General features: G+C 68.1%; 11 protein-coding genes. 3 read left to right on the top strand and 8 right to left on the bottom strand.

Annotation, left to right across the window (positions count from 1 at the left end; genetic code table 11):
* Positions 1-23: 23 nt before the first annotated feature.
* The 7 genes from ASE78_RS14250 to ASE78_RS14220 form a co-directional block, all read right to left on the bottom strand.
* Positions 24-578 (bottom strand): chemotaxis protein CheD, encoded by a 555-nt coding sequence (locus ASE78_RS14250; RefSeq protein WP_082448227.1) that lies wholly within the window; start codon positions 576-578, stop codon positions 24-26.
* On the bottom strand, positions 566-1585 hold the full coding sequence (locus tag ASE78_RS14245; protein WP_056498017.1) for a protein-glutamate methylesterase/protein-glutamine glutaminase: 1020 nt from the start codon (positions 1583-1585) through the stop codon (positions 566-568). The genes ASE78_RS14250 and ASE78_RS14245 overlap by 13 nt, the downstream gene beginning before the upstream one ends.
* Positions 1582-2445 (bottom strand): CheR family methyltransferase, encoded by an 864-nt coding sequence (locus ASE78_RS14240; protein ID WP_056498016.1) that lies wholly within the window; start codon positions 2443-2445, stop codon positions 1582-1584. The genes ASE78_RS14245 and ASE78_RS14240 overlap by 4 nt, the downstream gene beginning before the upstream one ends.
* Positions 2442-4535, bottom strand: coding sequence for a chemotaxis protein CheA (locus ASE78_RS14235; protein ID WP_056498015.1), 2094 nt, complete (start codon positions 4533-4535; stop codon positions 2442-2444). The genes ASE78_RS14240 and ASE78_RS14235 overlap by 4 nt, the downstream gene beginning before the upstream one ends.
* Before the next feature lie 13 nt (positions 4536-4548).
* The gene (locus tag ASE78_RS14230; protein ID WP_056498014.1) at positions 4549-4815 is read right to left on the bottom strand and encodes an STAS domain-containing protein; all 267 of its coding nucleotides are present in this window, start codon (positions 4813-4815) and stop codon (positions 4549-4551) included.
* Positions 4816-4838: 23 nt separating this feature from the next.
* On the bottom strand, positions 4839-6269 hold the full coding sequence (locus ASE78_RS14225) for a methyl-accepting chemotaxis protein (protein WP_056498013.1): 1431 nt from the start codon (positions 6267-6269) through the stop codon (positions 4839-4841).
* Between the two features lie 168 nt (positions 6270-6437).
* A complete protein-coding gene (locus ASE78_RS14220; protein WP_056498012.1) occupies positions 6438-7718 on the bottom strand; it encodes an MFS transporter in 1281 nt (426 codons plus the stop codon).
* A gap of 176 nt (positions 7719-7894) precedes the next feature.
* On the opposite strand from ASE78_RS14220, the gene ASE78_RS14215 reads away from it, so the two are divergent.
* On the top strand, positions 7895-10534 hold the full coding sequence (locus ASE78_RS14215) for a TonB-dependent receptor (protein WP_082467236.1): 2640 nt from the start codon (positions 7895-7897) through the stop codon (positions 10532-10534).
* A complete protein-coding gene (locus tag ASE78_RS14210) occupies positions 10534-11631 on the top strand; it encodes a Ca2+-dependent phosphoinositide-specific phospholipase C (protein WP_056498011.1) in 1098 nt (365 codons plus the stop codon). Before ASE78_RS14215 ends, ASE78_RS14210 begins: the two co-directional genes overlap by 1 nt.
* Positions 11632-11674: 43 nt before the next feature.
* Here the strand turns inward: ASE78_RS14210 and ASE78_RS14205 are convergent, their stop codons facing one another.
* Complete coding sequence (locus tag ASE78_RS14205) at positions 11675-14518, bottom strand: TonB-dependent receptor (protein WP_056498010.1); 2844 nt, start codon at positions 14516-14518, stop codon at positions 11675-11677.
* A 279-nt stretch (positions 14519-14797) separates the two neighbouring features.
* On the opposite strand from ASE78_RS14205, the gene ASE78_RS14200 reads away from it, so the two are divergent.
* Positions 14798-15745, top strand: a 948-nt coding sequence (locus ASE78_RS14200) for a pectate lyase family protein (protein ID WP_414887033.1), incomplete at its 3' end; no start/stop codon positions are given.

Genomic DNA, 15745 nt, shown 5'->3' with positions numbered 1-15745 from the left:
GCAACTCCCTGAATAGACATGGATCAGTTAAAAAATTCGACATCGCCGCCCAATGCCGCGATCGGTACGGCCGCGCGCACGGGACGCAGCGGCGCCATCACGTCGATCACCGACCGGCACCGGGCGAGGCCGAGCGCGGCGCGGAACTCGACCCGGCGGGCACAGGCGCCGCCGACGTCCTCGCCGACCAGCGGGATATTCTCGGCCCGCAGGAATTCGCGGGCGAAGGTGACGTTGGCCGCTCCGAAATCGCGAAATCCCTGCCGCATCATCGCCCCGCCGAAGATCCGCGCCTTCAGCCGGTGCCGCGCCGCGCCGACCGCCAGCATCGCGTTGATGAGCACCTCCATCGCATAGACGCCGTAGCGCTGCATCGACGCGGTGTCGGTCGCGCTGCCGTCGGCCAGCAGATAATGGTTGATGCCGCCGACCTGCGCGACCGGATCGTAGAAACATGCCGCCACGCAACTGCCGAGCACGGTCGTCAGCACCACGTCGGGCGCGCGGCTCACCTGCGTCTCGCCCTGCGCGACGGTGATGCGGCGGAACGGGAAATCGGGCGTGTTCATGCGGCGCATGCCGCCAGCAGGCGCGGACCGATGCGGCGCAGGGGAAGTTGTTCAACCACGGCACCGATCCGGTGCGCGACCGCCGGCATGCCATAGACGATACTGGTCGCCGCATCCTGTCCGATCGTCATCGCCCCCGCCATTCGCATCGTTCTCAACCCTTCGGCGCCATCGCCGCCCATCCCGGTCAGGATCGCTCCTGCCGCATCCGCGCCGGCGTGACGCGCGATCGAATGAAACAGCCGATCGACCGAGGGGCGGTGCCCGTTGGTCTTGTCCGCTTCGATCAGGCGACAGTGCCGCCGCTCGCCGCTGCCGCCGATTTCCAGATGCCGTTCGCCGCCCGGCGCCACATGGACCGTACCGACCGACAGGACCGCGCCGGCGCGCGCTTCGGCGACGGTCGGCGCGCACATCCGGTTCAGCCGCGCGGCGAAACTGGTGGTGAAGCTGGCGGGCATGTGCTGGACGATGACGGTCGGCGGGCAATTGGCCGGAAAACTTGATAGCAGTTCGATCAGCGCCTCGACGCCGCCGGTGGATGCGCCGATCGCGATCATCGCACCGCCACGCGGCGTATAGCCCTTGGTCGCGGTGCCGGGTGCGGCGGCACCGCGCGCCTGCGGCCGGGTGGCGGCGGCGGCGCGGACCAGTTCGGCCAGATCGACGCTGCCCGCCTGTCGCGTCTGCAACCCGGCCTTGTCGAAACAATCGAACGCGCCCAGTTCCAGCGCGGCCAGCGTGGTATCGGCGCGTTCCGAGGTCAGCGATGACACCATCACCACCGGCATCGGCCGCAGCCGCATCAGCCGTTCGAGGAAATCGAGCCCGTTCATTCCCGGCATCTCGATGTCGAGCGTCACGACATCGGGGTCGAGCGCCTTGATCTGCGCGCGCGCCTCGTCGGCGCTGGCGGCGGTGCCGATCACCTCGATCGACGGATCGGCGGCGAGCCGCTGGCGGATCAGCGCCTGCATCGTGCGCGAATCGTCGATCACGAGGGTACGGACGCTCATGCCGCGACCTTCAGATAGGCGGTGCGCCCGACCAGTTCGAACCGGCGCGCGACCGGCCCGATCAGCCGTTCGGAATGGCCGATGTACAGCATGCCGCCGACCTCGAGATGATCGGCCAGCCGGCTGAGCAGCCGTTCCTTGGTCGGTTCGTCGAAATAGATCATGACGTTGCGGCACAGGATCGCGTCGAACCGCCGCCTGAGCGGCCAGTCGCCGAGCAGGTTGAGCGATTTGAACGCGATCGCGTCGCGCAGCAGCGGATCGACCGTCAGCATGTCGCCGCGCCCCTGCGTCCAGACGCTGCGCAGCGTCGCGGGCACATTGGCCAGCGCATCGCGCGGATAGCTGCCGGCGCGGGCGGTCGCCAGCACGCTCGGCGATATGTCGGTGGCGAGCATGCGGAAGTCGCGGCGCAGCAGGTGCGCGGCGTTCGCGCGGTCCTCGCCCAGCGCGGCCATCAGCCAGCTATAGGGCTCCTCGCCAGAGGAACAGGCCGACGACCATAGCCGGACCGGATCGCCGGCGGTCAGCCGCGCCGCCAGCGTCGGCCACAGCCGCTGCGCGAAATCCTCGAAATGATGCGGTTCGCGAAAGAAGCTGGTGTGGTTGGTCGTCAGCGCGTCGAGCGCGCGGGCGCGCTCGGCGGGATCGCGGCCGATCAGCGCGATATAGTCGCCGACGTTGGTCAGCCCGCAGGCACGCACGCGCGGCGCCAGTCGGCCATAGACGAGCTGCGCTTTGCCCTCGGGCAGCAGGATGCCGACCTCGGCATGGGCGATCGCGGCGATCGCCTCGTGATCGGCCTTGCAGAAGCCGAACTCGCGGGTGCGGGGCGCGGGCTGGGCGGCAGGGGCGTTCATGCGGCACGGGCCAGCGGCGCGCGGATGCCGGCGCGGCTGTGCGCGGTCAGCGCATCGACGTCGAGGATCAGCGCGACCCGCCCGTCGCCGAGGATCGTCGCCCCCGAAACGCCGTCGATCGCCCGGTAATTCGCCTCGAGGCTTTTGACGACCACCTGCCGCTGGTCCTGGATCGAATCGACCAGCAGCGCCGCCTGTCCCTGATCGCCCTCGACCACGATCAGCACCGCCTGTGTCGCGTCGCGTTCGGCCCCGCCGATGTCCAGATGCCGTGCGACCGGCAGCACCGGCACATAGGCGCCGCGCACGTCGAGCAGCGCGGCGTCGGGACCGAACCGGTTGAGCATCGCCTCGGTCGGGCGCAGGCTCTCGACGATCGCGCCCAGCGGGATGACGAAGGTCTGGCTGCCGACCGTCACGATCATCCCGTCGAGCACCGCCAGCGTCAGCGGCAGGCTGAGCGAGAAGCTGGAGCCATGGCCCTCGCGCGACTGGATGCCGATCCGCCCGCCCAGCGCCTGGATGTTGCGGCGGACCACGTCCATCCCCACGCCGCGCCCGGAAATGTTGGACACGGCGGCGGCGGTCGAAAAGCCCGGTGCGAAGATCAGATTGTCGATCTCGTCGTCGCTCAGCGCGGCATCGGGCAGGACGATGCCGCGCTCGATCGCCTTGGCCAGTACCGCCCGCCGGTCGATGCCGCGTCCATCGTCGGTGACGGTGATGACGATCCGCCCCGAATGATGCGCGGCCGACAGCCGCACCAGCCCCTCGGCCGGCTTGCCGGCGGCGGCGCGTACGTCGGGCGTCTCCAGCCCATGGTCGACGGCATTGCGGATGAGGTGGGTGAGCGGCTCGCCGATGCGTTCGACCACGGTCTTGTCGACCTCGGTCATCTCGCCCTCGACCTCCAGCCGGACGCGCTTGCCCGTTTCGCCCTCCAGCTCGCGGATGATGCGCGGCACGCGGCTGAACACCGTCTTCATCGGCTGCGCGCGGATCGCCATCGTCGATTCCTGCAACTCGCGCGTCAGATGTTCGAGGTCGCTCAGTTCCGATATGTCGCCCAGACGGTGTTCGGTCAGGCGCTGCGCCAGCATCGCCTGGGTAATCACCAGTTCGCCGACCAGATTGACCAGCCGGTCGAGCCGGTCGAGGTCGACGCGGATCGTCTGACCGCCGGTCGCCACCGCCTTGGCCAGTGGTTCGTCGCTGACGACCGGCGGTGCGACCGCTTCCACGATGATGTCGGGTTCGGGGGTGGGCAGGGGTTCCGGATCGGCCAGCATCGCCAGCAGATCGTCGATGTCGGGATCGGCCGCCGCCACCGCCACCGCCGCCACCGCATCGGCGCGCGCCAGCGTCACCTCGCAGGCATCGACGAAATCGAACACCGCGCGGATGTCGTCCTCGTCCAGCGTGCCGGGCAACGCCACCTGCCAGCCGAGATACGGCGTCGCGGGATCGAGTTCGGCCAGTGCCGGCAGCGCCGACCGGTCGCAGGACAGGATCGTGCCGCCGAGCAGCGCCAGTTCGCGCAGCAGCAGCAGCGGTTCGGACCCATGGTCGAACGCGCCGGGCGTCGGCCGGCAGGTGAGCGACCAGTCCGCCACGACCGGTTCGGCCGGGGCCACATCGTCCAGCATCGCCATCAGATCGTCGAACCCGTCGTCGAACGCGGGTGCCGTCGGGGCTGGAGCCGGGGCCGGCGCATCGCCCTTCGCCGCCGCCGTCAGCCGCGCGAGCATCGCCGCGTCGTCGGGCAGGCGGCCGCCGTCGCGGGCCACCGCCACATGATCGGCAAGCACATCGAACGCGCGCATCGTCAGGTCGAGCAGGTCCGGTCCCAGCGACAGCGTGCCGTTGCGGATCAGGTCGAGCAGCGTTTCATATTCATGGGTATAGGCTTGCAGCCGCTCATGGCCGAACGCCCCTGCGCCTCCCTTGATCGAATGGACGCAGCGGAACACGGCGTTGATCGTTTCGGGATCGCGGTCCCCCTCGCGCAGCAGGGCGAAGTTCGCCTCCATGCCGGCGAGTCCTTCGTCGCATTCCTGAAAGAAAATCTGCTGGATGGCGTCGAGATCCACGGGCGCGCTCCGTTCAGGCGGCGAGAAGAGGGGAAAGACCGGCGAGCGCGGTCATGTCGGCCAGCGCGGGGCTGGGGGCGTCGATCGCGAACGTCATGCCGGCGGCCCGCGCCGCCGTTTCCGCCGCGATCAGCACCTGCAGACACGCCTGCCCGATCCGTTCGACCCCCGATCCGTCGAGCAGCAGCGGTTCGTCCGCCGACAGGCGCTCCACGAGCAGGTCGCGCAGCGCCGGGGCGGCGGCGGTATCGAGCACGGCGGACAGGGGAAGGGGGGTCATGCGATGCTCCCGGATCGAGGCGATCAGAATTCGGACCAGTCGTCACCGGCCACGGCGGCGCTGCCGATGCTGGTGGCGACGCTGCGGCGACGCGCGGTGCGGGCGATCTCGCGTCCCGCCTGCGCGGCGCGGGCCTGTAGCCGGTGGACGGCGGGCGCTTCCGGTGCGAGCGGAGCCCGATCGTCGAGTTTGAAGCGCGCTACCTGCACGGCCAGCGCATGGGCTTCTTCGGCAAGGCTGCGGGCGGCGGCGGTCGCTTCCTCGACCATCGCCGCATTCTGCTGCGTCACGCTGTCCATCGCGCCGACGGCGATGTTGACCTGTTGCAGCCCGTTCGCCTGATGCTCGGCGGCGGTGGCGATGGTTGCCACCAGCGTGCTGATCTCGCCGATGCGGCCGATGATCCGTTGCAGCGCGTCGCCGGTTTCGCTGACCAGCGCGACTCCGGTCGCCACCTGATCCGACGAGGCGGTGATGCGCGCCTTCACGTCCTTGGCGGCGTCGGCCGATCGCTGCGCCAGCGCCCGTACTTCGGACGCGACGACCGCGAAACCGCGACCGGCATCGCCGGCGCGTGCCGCCTCGACCCCGGCGTTCAGCGCCAGCAGATTGGTCTGGAACGCGATCCCGTCGATCACGCTGATGATCGCGCCGATCTCGGACGAGGCGCGCTCGATTCCCTGCATCGCCGCCACCGCCCGGCGCACGACGTCGCCCGACTGTTCGGCTTCGCTGCGGGTGTCGCGGACGACGCTGTTGGTGCGCACGGCTCCGGCGGCGGTTTCGCGCACCGTCGAGGTGATTTCCTCCATCGCGGCGGCGGTCTGTTCCAGGTTCGCGGCCTGTTGCTCGGTGCGCTGCGACAGGTCGTCGGAGGCCTGGCGGACGTCGTCGGCACCGTTGTTGATGCCATAGCTGGCGGAACTGACCGCACGCAGCATGTCGGCGATCGACTCCATCGCCGCGTTGAAATCGATGCGGAGCCGGTCATAATCGTTCGCGAACGGATCGGTCACGCGGTGGGTGACGTCGCCTGCCGCCAGCCGCGACAGGCCGTTGCCCAGCGCGGTGACGACCTGTTGCTGCGCGACGTTGGCGGCCCGAACCGCTTCGCCATGCGCCCGGAACACATCCATCGCTTGGGTCATCCGCCCGACGCAGTCGGTGTGGTCGGTGAACAGTACCGGCGAATCGAGGTCGCCCGCGGCCATCCCTTCCATGCGGACCACGGTGGTGACATAGGGATCGCAGACCAGCCGCTTGGCGGTCAGCATCACGACGGCGACCGCCGTCAGCGCGGCCAGCGCGATCCCGAGCAGCACGCCCGGCGGATCGTCGCGTGACATCGCGATCCACGTCGTCCCGACCGGCACGGCGGCCAGCCCGACCATGACGACCAGCATCAAGTCGAACTTGCGACGGATCGGTGCCGTCGCCCGAAACCAGTGAAGCATCCTTCCATTCCCCCCGCATCGATCGCGCCGTGTTGCGCGTTGATGCTGGTTAGGACGGCGCGGGATAAATACCGGTTAACGCAAACCGGATGGTATACCCGCCGAAGGTATGAACCAGTGGATCGGTGCGGAGCGGACCAATCGGCGTCCGGTCGGCGGAATCAGATGCTATCGCGCAGGCAGCACCGGCCGGGTTTCGCGCAGGCCGATCAGCACCGGCGCGACCGCCAGCGCCACCACCGCGATCATGATGCCCGGGACCATCGGCCATCCGGTCCGCTCCAGCAGCAATTGCGACACGAGCGGCGCCAAGCCGCCGAACAGCGCGGTCGCGGCGGTCGCACCCAGCGCGAGGCCGCTGAGGCGACCTTCGCCGGGGAATTGTTCGGCAGTCGCCACCGCGCCGACCGCGCTCATCGCCCCGCCCAGTGCCGCCAGCACCAGCGCGCCGCCGAGCGCCACCACCGGCCCGCCGCTCGCCATCACCGCGAACATCGTCGCGGGCAGCAGCGCGGCGGCGGCGCAGATGCCCAGCAGCACCGGCTTGCGCCCGATCCGGTCGGACAGGACGCCGGCGAACGGCGTCACCGCGATCACCATTACCGCCGCGGCGGTCGACAGCCACAGCGCCGCGCCTTCGCCCATCGCCCCGACACTGGTCAGGAAGGCGGGAACATAGACGATGCCGACATAATAGGTGATTGACCCCAGCGCCGAGATCGCGAAGCCGCGCAGGATCGCGGGGCGGTGATGCGTCAGCACCTGTCGCAGCGGCGCATCGGGAATGGTGCCGGCCGCGCGTTGCTGTTCGAACTCGGGCGATTCCTGCAACGTCGACCGGGCGAGCGCGACCGCGCCGGCCAGTCCCGCACCCAGGAAGAACGGGATGCGCCAGCCCCATGCCGCCAGCGCCTCGGCGCTCATCAGGCTGACCGTCGCCGCCGACACGCCGACCGCGAGCAATCCACCGACCTCGCTCGCCGCCGAGGCGGACGAGGTGACGAGTCCGCGCCGGTCGGGAGCGGCCCCCTCGAACAGATAGGCGACGACTCCGGTATATTCGCCACCGACCGAGAAGGCCATGACACAGCGCAGCGCCAGCAGCAGCCATCCCGCCGCCGGGCCGATCGTCTCGCGGGTGGGGAGCAGCGCGATGCCGAGCATCGCCACCGTCATCAGCGCCATCGATGCCAGCATCATCGCGCGACGGCCATGCCGGTCGCCGATCCACCCGAACACGATCGCACCCAGCGGCCGCATCAGATAGGCGACGGCGAACCCGCCCAGCGTCAGCGCGAGCGACGCGGTGCCCCCGCCATAGAAAACGCGCGACAGCACCGTCGCGAGGTAGAGGTACAGCGTGAAATCATACCATTCGACCACGGTCGAAAAGGCGGCGATCGCCATCGAACGGCGCGGGATGCCATGAGCGGTCGACCGACGGGACATGGCGGCTTCTCCAATGCGCCCGTGCCCCATGCGGCGATCGTCCCTTCGATGCAAGTCGCGCCGGCCAGCGGGCAATTCGTAAAATTGTAATCGTAATTGCGTCGGTTTGTCATCCTGTCCTCCTACCCGCCGCCGCCTGACGTCGCGCGGTTCGCGCGAGGGGGAGATTTCCGACCATGAAGACCATGTCCCGCGCGCTTGGCGCGACCTTGCCGTTCACGCTCGCCGCGCTGGCGGTGGCCGTGCCGGCGCATGCGCAGCAGGCGACCGAGGCCGCCACCGCCGATCAGGAGGGCGACGATATTGTCGTCACCGGCTCCTACGCCCGCAGCCTCGCCACCGCGACGCAGACCAAGCGGCAGGCGGCATTTGGCGTCGATTCGATCGCCTCGACCGACATCGGCAAATTCCCCGCGCAGAACGTCGCCGAGGCGCTGCAACTCGTCAGCGGCGTCGCGATTACCCGTCCGCGCGGCGAAGGGCTGTATGTCAGCGTGCGCGGGCTGGGGCCGCAGTTTCAGAACACGTTGCTGAACGGCCGGTCGGTCGCACTCAACGACCTGATCGAGAATGGCGGCGCGCAGGGCCGCTCGTTCCGATTCGAGATGCTGCCCGCCGAGTTCGTCGCGCGGATCGACGTGGTCAAGACGCCGACCGCCGACATGACCGAAGGCGCGCTGGGCGGCAACATCGACGTCGCGACCTTCCGCCCGCTCGACATCGGCAACAAGACCACGCTGAACCTGCGCGGCACCTATACCGGGCAGACGCACCGCGTCCGCCCCAACGCCACGATGCTGCACAGCGCGACCACTGACGACGGCACCTTCGGCGTGCTGGCGGGCGTACAATACTGGGGCAAGGAAGTGCGCAACGACCGCTTCCTGAACTTCGGCTGGAACCTTAACCGGTTCAGCGGCGTGCTGGGCGACGGCTTCTACACGCCGACCCGCACCCGCCCGACGATCGAAACCGAGAAGCGCGACCGCGTGTCGGGGATCGTCTCCGCACAGTGGCGGCCGGGCGCCGACTTTGAGACCACGCTCGACGTGATCGCGACGCGGCTGGACGTCGCCTATTACGAATATGGCATCGACATCTATCCCGACGATACCAGCGTTGCGGGCCACCGCCCGGTGCTGGTCGCCGGATCGCAGAAGATCGAGGGCAATACCGTCGTCGCCGCGACGATCAACGACGTGCGTTTCATGGCGTCGCGCGAATACAGCATGAACCGCCACGACCTGCTGACCATCGGGTTGAAGCAGGCATGGAATCCGAACCGCTGGCATGTGTCGGCGACCGCCAACTGGTCGGCGGCGCACAGCTTTCACCCCAGCTTCCGCGAGGGCACGGTGCGCAGCCGCGCGATGTTCTTCGCGCCGTTCAGCTACGACGCCTCGGGCGGGTACAAGGTGCTGCCGACGATCACGACGCCGCGCAGCCTGACCGATCCGAATAATTTCGTCGTGCAGACGTTCAACATCGCGCCCAAGGACAGCAAGGACTGGGACGCCTATACCCGTATCGACGTCGCCCGCGACTTCGACGGGTTCGTCACCAAGCTGGCGGCCGGCGGTGAATATCACTGGCGCAAGCGCGACTATTTCCGCCGCGACTTCAACATCAACACACTGACCGGCCAGCCGGTATCGGCGCTCGGCAACGGCGCGCTGCTGCCGCTGCCCTATGACGATTTCCTGAAGGACGTCGACGGCAACACGCCGCGTAGCTGGCTGGTGCCCGACACCGGCACGTTCTTCGACCGGCTGTTCACCCCGGCCATCGCCGCCGCGCCGCTGACGGCGGGCGACCTGCGGTCGTCGTTCGTGACGCGCGAGAAGATCACGGCGGGCTATGTGCGTGCCGACTATGGCTTCCCGATCGGCGACGTCGCCGTCACCGGCAATGTCGGCGCGCGCTATGTCCATACCGATCAGGTCGCGAACGGCACGCTGACGCTGGGGTCCACGCCGCGCGCGGTCAGCTTCCCCAGGACGTTCGACAACATCCTGCCGAGCGCCAACCTGCGCGCCGAGATCACGCCCACGCTGGTCGGCCGCCTCGCTGCCAGCCGGGTGCTGACCCGCCCCAACGTCACCGACAGCGCGCCGCGCATCACCGTGTCGACCGACGCCCCGACCGCCAGCGGCGGCAACCCCGAACTGAAGCCGTTCCTCGCGACACAGTTCGACGGATCGCTCGAATGGTATTTCGCCCCCACCGGCGCGCTGACCGGCGCGGTGTTCTACAAGGCGATGGACGATTACATCACCGCGCAGAACGTCAACATCGACATTCCGGGGCGCGGCACCGTGCTGCTCAGCACACAGGTCAACGGCGGCGATGCCAAGGTGTACGGCGTGGAGGCGGCCTATAATCAGGTCTTCACCTTCCTCCCCGCGCCGTTCGACGGGTTGGGCGTGCAGGCGTCCTATACCCACACCTCGGTCAAGGCGAACTATACGGCGGGCGCGCGCGCGATCGTCGACCAGTTGATCGGCCTGTCGAAGAACAGCTTCAACCTCGTCGGCTTCTACGATAAGGGGCCGGTGTCGACGCGGCTGTCCTATGTGTGGCGCGACGCCTATCTGGCGGGCACCGGCAGCACGACGCAGGCGCCCAATTATGTCGCGCCGTTCGGGTCGCTCGACGGCAACTTCTCGTACCGGCTGACGCCGCGTATCTTGGCGAGCATCGAGGCGATCAACATCGCCGGCGCGCGCGCGTACAGCTATCAGGACAGCAAGCTGCGGTTCGGCGAGATCAACTATTACGGGCGTACATTGCTGTTCGGCGTGCGGGCGGAGTTCTGATGCGCACGTTTGTGTTTCCGCTGGTGATGGGGGCGGCCGTCGCGGCCGCTCCCGCACCCCGTCCGACGATGGCCGATGTGCAGGTCGTCGGGTCGCACAACAGCTTCAAGGCGCGCATTCCGGCGTCGGTGCTGCGGACGATCCGCGCGCGTGACGCCCGCATGGCCGATGCGCTCGATTATTATCATCCCTCGCTCACCGCGCAGCTCGACCGGGGCGTGCGGCAGTTGGAGATCGACATCTTCGCCGATCCGAACGGCGGCCGCTACGCCGATCCCAAGGGTGAGGTGATCGCCCGCGCCGCCGGCGAGACGACCGGCTTCGACCGCGCGGCGATGCTGCGGCCGGGGTACAAGGTGTTCCACATCCCCGACGTCGATTATCTGAGCACCTGTCCGACGCTGGCCGGGTGTCTGGGCGAAGTGGCGGCATGGTCGCGCCGTCATCCGCGCCACCTGCCGATCATGCTGACGATCAACGCCGCCGACACGCCGTCGACCCGGCCGGAGATCGCCGCGCCGCTGCCGCTCGACGATGCGGCGCTGCTGGATGCGCTCGATGGCGAGATTCGCGCGGCGCTGGGCACGCGGTTGCTCACGCCCGACATGGTGCGCGGGAATGCGGCGACCTTGGCCGAAGCGGTGCGAACGCGCGGCTGGCCCTCGCTGGAGGCGGCACGCGGCAAGATCTACGTGCTGTTCGACGTGCGCGCCGCAGTGTCCGACGCCTATCGTGCGGGTCATAGCTCGCTGAACGGCCGGGCGATGTTCGGCTGGTATCCGGCGGGTGAGGCGGAAAGCGCGGTGCAGATCGTGCAGGACCCGCTGGTCGACGGCGCGCGCATCCGCGACTGGGTAAGGGCCGGGGTGATCGTGCGCACGCGGACCGATGCGAACACCGTGGAAGCGCGGGCGAACGATTATGCCAAGGCGAATGCGGCGGCGGCGAGCGGCGCGCAGGCGATCAGCACCGACTATTATCCCGGCGCACCCGATCCGCTGGGACTGCGCTTCACCGTGACGCTGCCCGGCGGCGCGATGGCGCGGTGCAATCCGGTGCGCATCAGTGGGTGCAGCGCCAGGGACATCCGCGAGTAATCAGCATCCGCCGTACCCGTAAACCGGGTACGGCGGCCCTCGCTCATATCTTGACGCGCGCACCGACCAGCAGCGTGCGGCCGAAGTGGTTGTTCTCGTAATTGCGGCGCGCATCGACGTCGACGAAGCGACGACGATAGGCGTCGGTCAGGTTGGTCCCCTCGACCGACAGTTCGAGGAAATCGGTCAGCTTGTAGCGGACCGACGCATCGACGTTCGCGATCGAATCATACCCCTCGAAGATGTTGCCGGTGCCCGATCCCGCATCGACATAGGGGCCGCGATACGCGACCGACGACCGGGCACTGAACCGGGCGTCCTCGTAATAGAGCGTCGCGTTGAACTGGCGTTTCGACACATTGTAGAGCGTTTCGGTGCGCGTGACGGTGGGCAGCGTGCCGCCGGGCACCGTCGCCGGACCTTGCTGCGTATAATCCGCCTCCGATCGCACGAACGTCGCGTTCACGATGCCGCCGAAGTTGCGCAGCACGCCCGGCAGGAAGCGGAACGGCGCCTGGAGCGCGATCTCGATCCCTTCCAGCGATGCGCCGGCACCGTTGCCGGTCGTTGCGATCGTCCAGATGTCCTGCGCCTGCAACGCTGGGTTGAGCGCGGCGGGCGAGGAGGAGACGAGGACGTTCGGCGACAGGCCGGTTTCGGTAAAGGTGCCGCTGCGGCTGATCGCTACGGGGAAGCTGGCGATGTCCTTGCGGAACAGCGCAACCGAAAAGGCCGATTGCGGGGCGAAATACCATTCGGCCGCCAGATCGTAATTGGTCGCACGGAACGGTTCGAGGAACGGATTGCCGCTGGTCACGCGGAAGTTGAAGCCATCGGCCGATCCGCCCGGCGTCAGATTGCCGAGCGACGGGCGGGTAATGACCTTGGCGATCGCGCCGCGCAGGATGATGTCGGGCGTGGGATACAGCGCGACGTTCATCGAGGGCAGCCAGTCCTCGTAATCGCGCTTCACGGTGACGGCTACGCCGCTGTTGATGCCATAGGACGACTGGTCGGTGCGGACGTAGCGGATGCCGCCGTTCGCGGCATAGTCGAGGCCGAGGATCGTGCCCTTGGCATCGAACTGGAGATAGCCGCCCTTCGTTTCCTCGGTCACGCCGCGATTGTTGCCGACGTCGAGCGCCAGCGGGCGGTTGTAGAGCCCGGTGAACGCGGTCGCGGCATCGAGGTTGGGGATCAGCCACTGGGTCGTGGTGCCCGACGGTGCGTTCGATCCCTTGAGCGTAAACAGTTCCGACAGCGCGTTCGTCGCCTGAAAGCCATAGATGGTGCCCGGACCGAAGGCGGTGGTCGCCGAACAGGTGATCGTGCCGAGCACAAGGTCGCGCCCGCCGTTGCCGCACACCGCCGTGTCGCGGGTGAAGGCGGTGATGTCATAGTCGTAGCGCCGCCACATGCCGCCGGCCTTGACCTGAAACCCCTCGGCCACGTCCCATTCGGTGCGCAGTTGCGCGGTCTTGAACTGGTTGACCACGTCGGACGGGCGATCGCGGATTTCGGCGAGCTGGAAATTGGCGGGATCGGTGACGCTGGTGCCGAAGGTCAGCACCGGGGCGTCCTTGTCGCTATAGTCGTAGCGATAGCCCTGCGCGTCGCGATCGTCGAACACCAGCGTGGTTTCCACCGGCACGCTGGCATCCGATTTCGAATAGCCGCCGAGCAGGGTGAAGCGGAATTTGTCCGACAGGTCCTGATCCCAGGTGCCGCCGATCTGGTAGAATTCGGTCTGCGACTGGCGGAAATAATGTTCGGTGCGGACCCACGCATCGTTCAGCGTCGCCGACACCATGTTGTTGCTGTCGTCATAGGTCGGGCCGACGACGTCGATCTGCCGCTCGTTCGAGCGCAGCAGCACCTCGCCCCATTTCTCGCGGCGATCGGCGCGGAAGCGCGAATACAGGCCGTCGATCGACACCTTGGTCGCATCGCCCGGCGACCATTGCACGCTGCCGGTGAGGCCCAGCCGCTCGCGGTTATGCGTCACCTCGCCATAGCGCGGGATGCGCGGGTGGAACGACAGCGCGGCACGGTCGCACGCCGCGCCCGCGATATAGGTGCCGCCGCGATTGGGCGCGGTCCAGCAGCGGGTGCCGTCGACCGAATCGAACCGCGCCTGTGCCCAGCGGACGGTATTGTTGCCGATCTCCTTGGTGACGGTGTCCTGATAGGCGGCGGATACCGAAACGCCGAAGGTGCCGTCGGGCGACTTCCACCCGATCAGCCCGGCGAAGCGCGGCCCGACCGTTTCGGACAGGTCGTTATAGTTGGCGACCGCCGAGGCGGCGACGGTGAAGCCCGCCTTGCCCGCCAGCGGGTTGCCGGTGTTGAGATCGACGACCGCGCCCAGCGACCCTTCGTCCAGATCGGCCGAGGCGGTCTTGTGGACGACGATCGAGCTGAACAGCTCGGATGCGAAGACGTTGAAATCGAACGACCGGTCGCGGTTGGCCGATGCCCCGTCGCTCGACGTGGTGACGGTTTCGAGGCCGTTGACGCGGACGCGGGTGAACTGCGCCCCCAGACCCCGCACGGTGATCGCGCGGCCCTCGCCGCCGTCGCGCTGGATGGCGATGCCAGGGATGCGTTGCAGCGATTCGGCGAGATTCTGGTCGGGAAACTTGGCAATATCCTCGGCGACGATCGCGTCGACCGCGCCGACCGACTGGCGCTTCACGTTCAGCGCGGCGTTCAGCGACGCGCGAAAGCCGGTGACGATGATGTCTTCCTCGACATTGTCACCTTCGGCGGGCTGGCTGGCACCCGGCTGTTCCGGCGCGTCCTGCGCCTGGGCGATGCCGGTAAAGGCGGTCAGTGCGGTCGCGGCGAGCAGCACCGCGAGCGTGCGTCGATGGTCGTGATAGCGCATGGTCAATCCTCTCCCTGCTGCGATGACACCGGGCGCATCGATGTGCCCGCAATATCGATCACCCTGCCGACGGGCACAGGCCATACCGCCTGTTTCGCCCGTGGGACGGTCCGCGACGGCCGTTGCCGCCGCAGATTGCCGGTTTTGCCTTTTTGGCTTGAGAAACCGGTGTCAAAGCGACATTGTGCGCTGACGACGAAGCTGTCAAGAACCGCTCGGAGAGGAATGAAGATGAACGGATTTGCCCGTCTGGTCCTGTGCGGCCTGTTGTCCGCCGCCATGGCCGCGCCGGTCGCAGTGGCGCAGGGGACGGCCGCGACGCCGGCCACCACCACCGCTTTTCCGGGGGCGCAAGGATGGGCGGCGGTGACGCCCGGCGGCCGTGGCGGCCGCATCCTGCGCGTGACGACGCTGGCCGCCGACGGTCCCGGATCGTTCAAGGCCGCGCTGGAGGCGAAGGGACCGCGCATCGTGGTGTTCGAGGTCGGCGGCGTGATCGACCTCGCCCGCACGACGATCACGATCAAGGAACCGTTTCTGACGATCGCCGGACAGACCGCGCCCTCGCCCGGCATCACGCTGATCCGCGGCGGCATCGACATTCGCGCGCACGACGTGATCGTCCGCCACATCCGCGTGCGCCCCGGCCTCGACGGACAGGCCAAACGCTCGGGCTGGGAGGTCGATGCGATGAACACCGTCGCCGCGCGCAACGTGATCGTCGACCATTGCACCATGACATGGGCGCTCGACGAGAATCTCTCGGCCTCCGGTCCGCGTTTCGAGGGAGCGACCCCCGACGAGTGGCGCCGGAACACCAGCCACAACATCACCTTCAGCTACAATCTGCTGGCCGAGGGGCTGGCCGACGCCAGCCATCCCAAGGGCGAGCATAGCAAGGGGTCGCTGATCCACGACAATGCCAGCGGCATCCTGATCTGGCGCAACGTCTATGCCCATAATGTCGAGCGCAGCCCGCTGTTGAAAGGCGGGGTGCAGGCGGCGGTGGTCAACAACCTGATCTACGATCCCGCCAAGCGCGCGGTGCATTACAACCTGATGGCGCTCGAATGGGCGGGCCATGCCTATCAGGAAGGGCAGTTGTCGGCGGTCGGCAACGTGATGCGCGGTGGTCCCTCGACCGACGAGCGGCTGCCGTTCCTCATGCTCGGCGGCGATGGCGACCTGCGCTATCACGGGCGCGACAATGTCGCGGTCGACCGGCAT

The sequence above is a fragment of the Sphingomonas sp. Leaf25 genome, assembly GCF_001421635.1.
Lineage (GTDB): Bacteria > Pseudomonadota > Alphaproteobacteria > Sphingomonadales > Sphingomonadaceae > Sphingomonas.
This window is presented reverse-complemented; position numbering and strand designations above follow the sequence as displayed.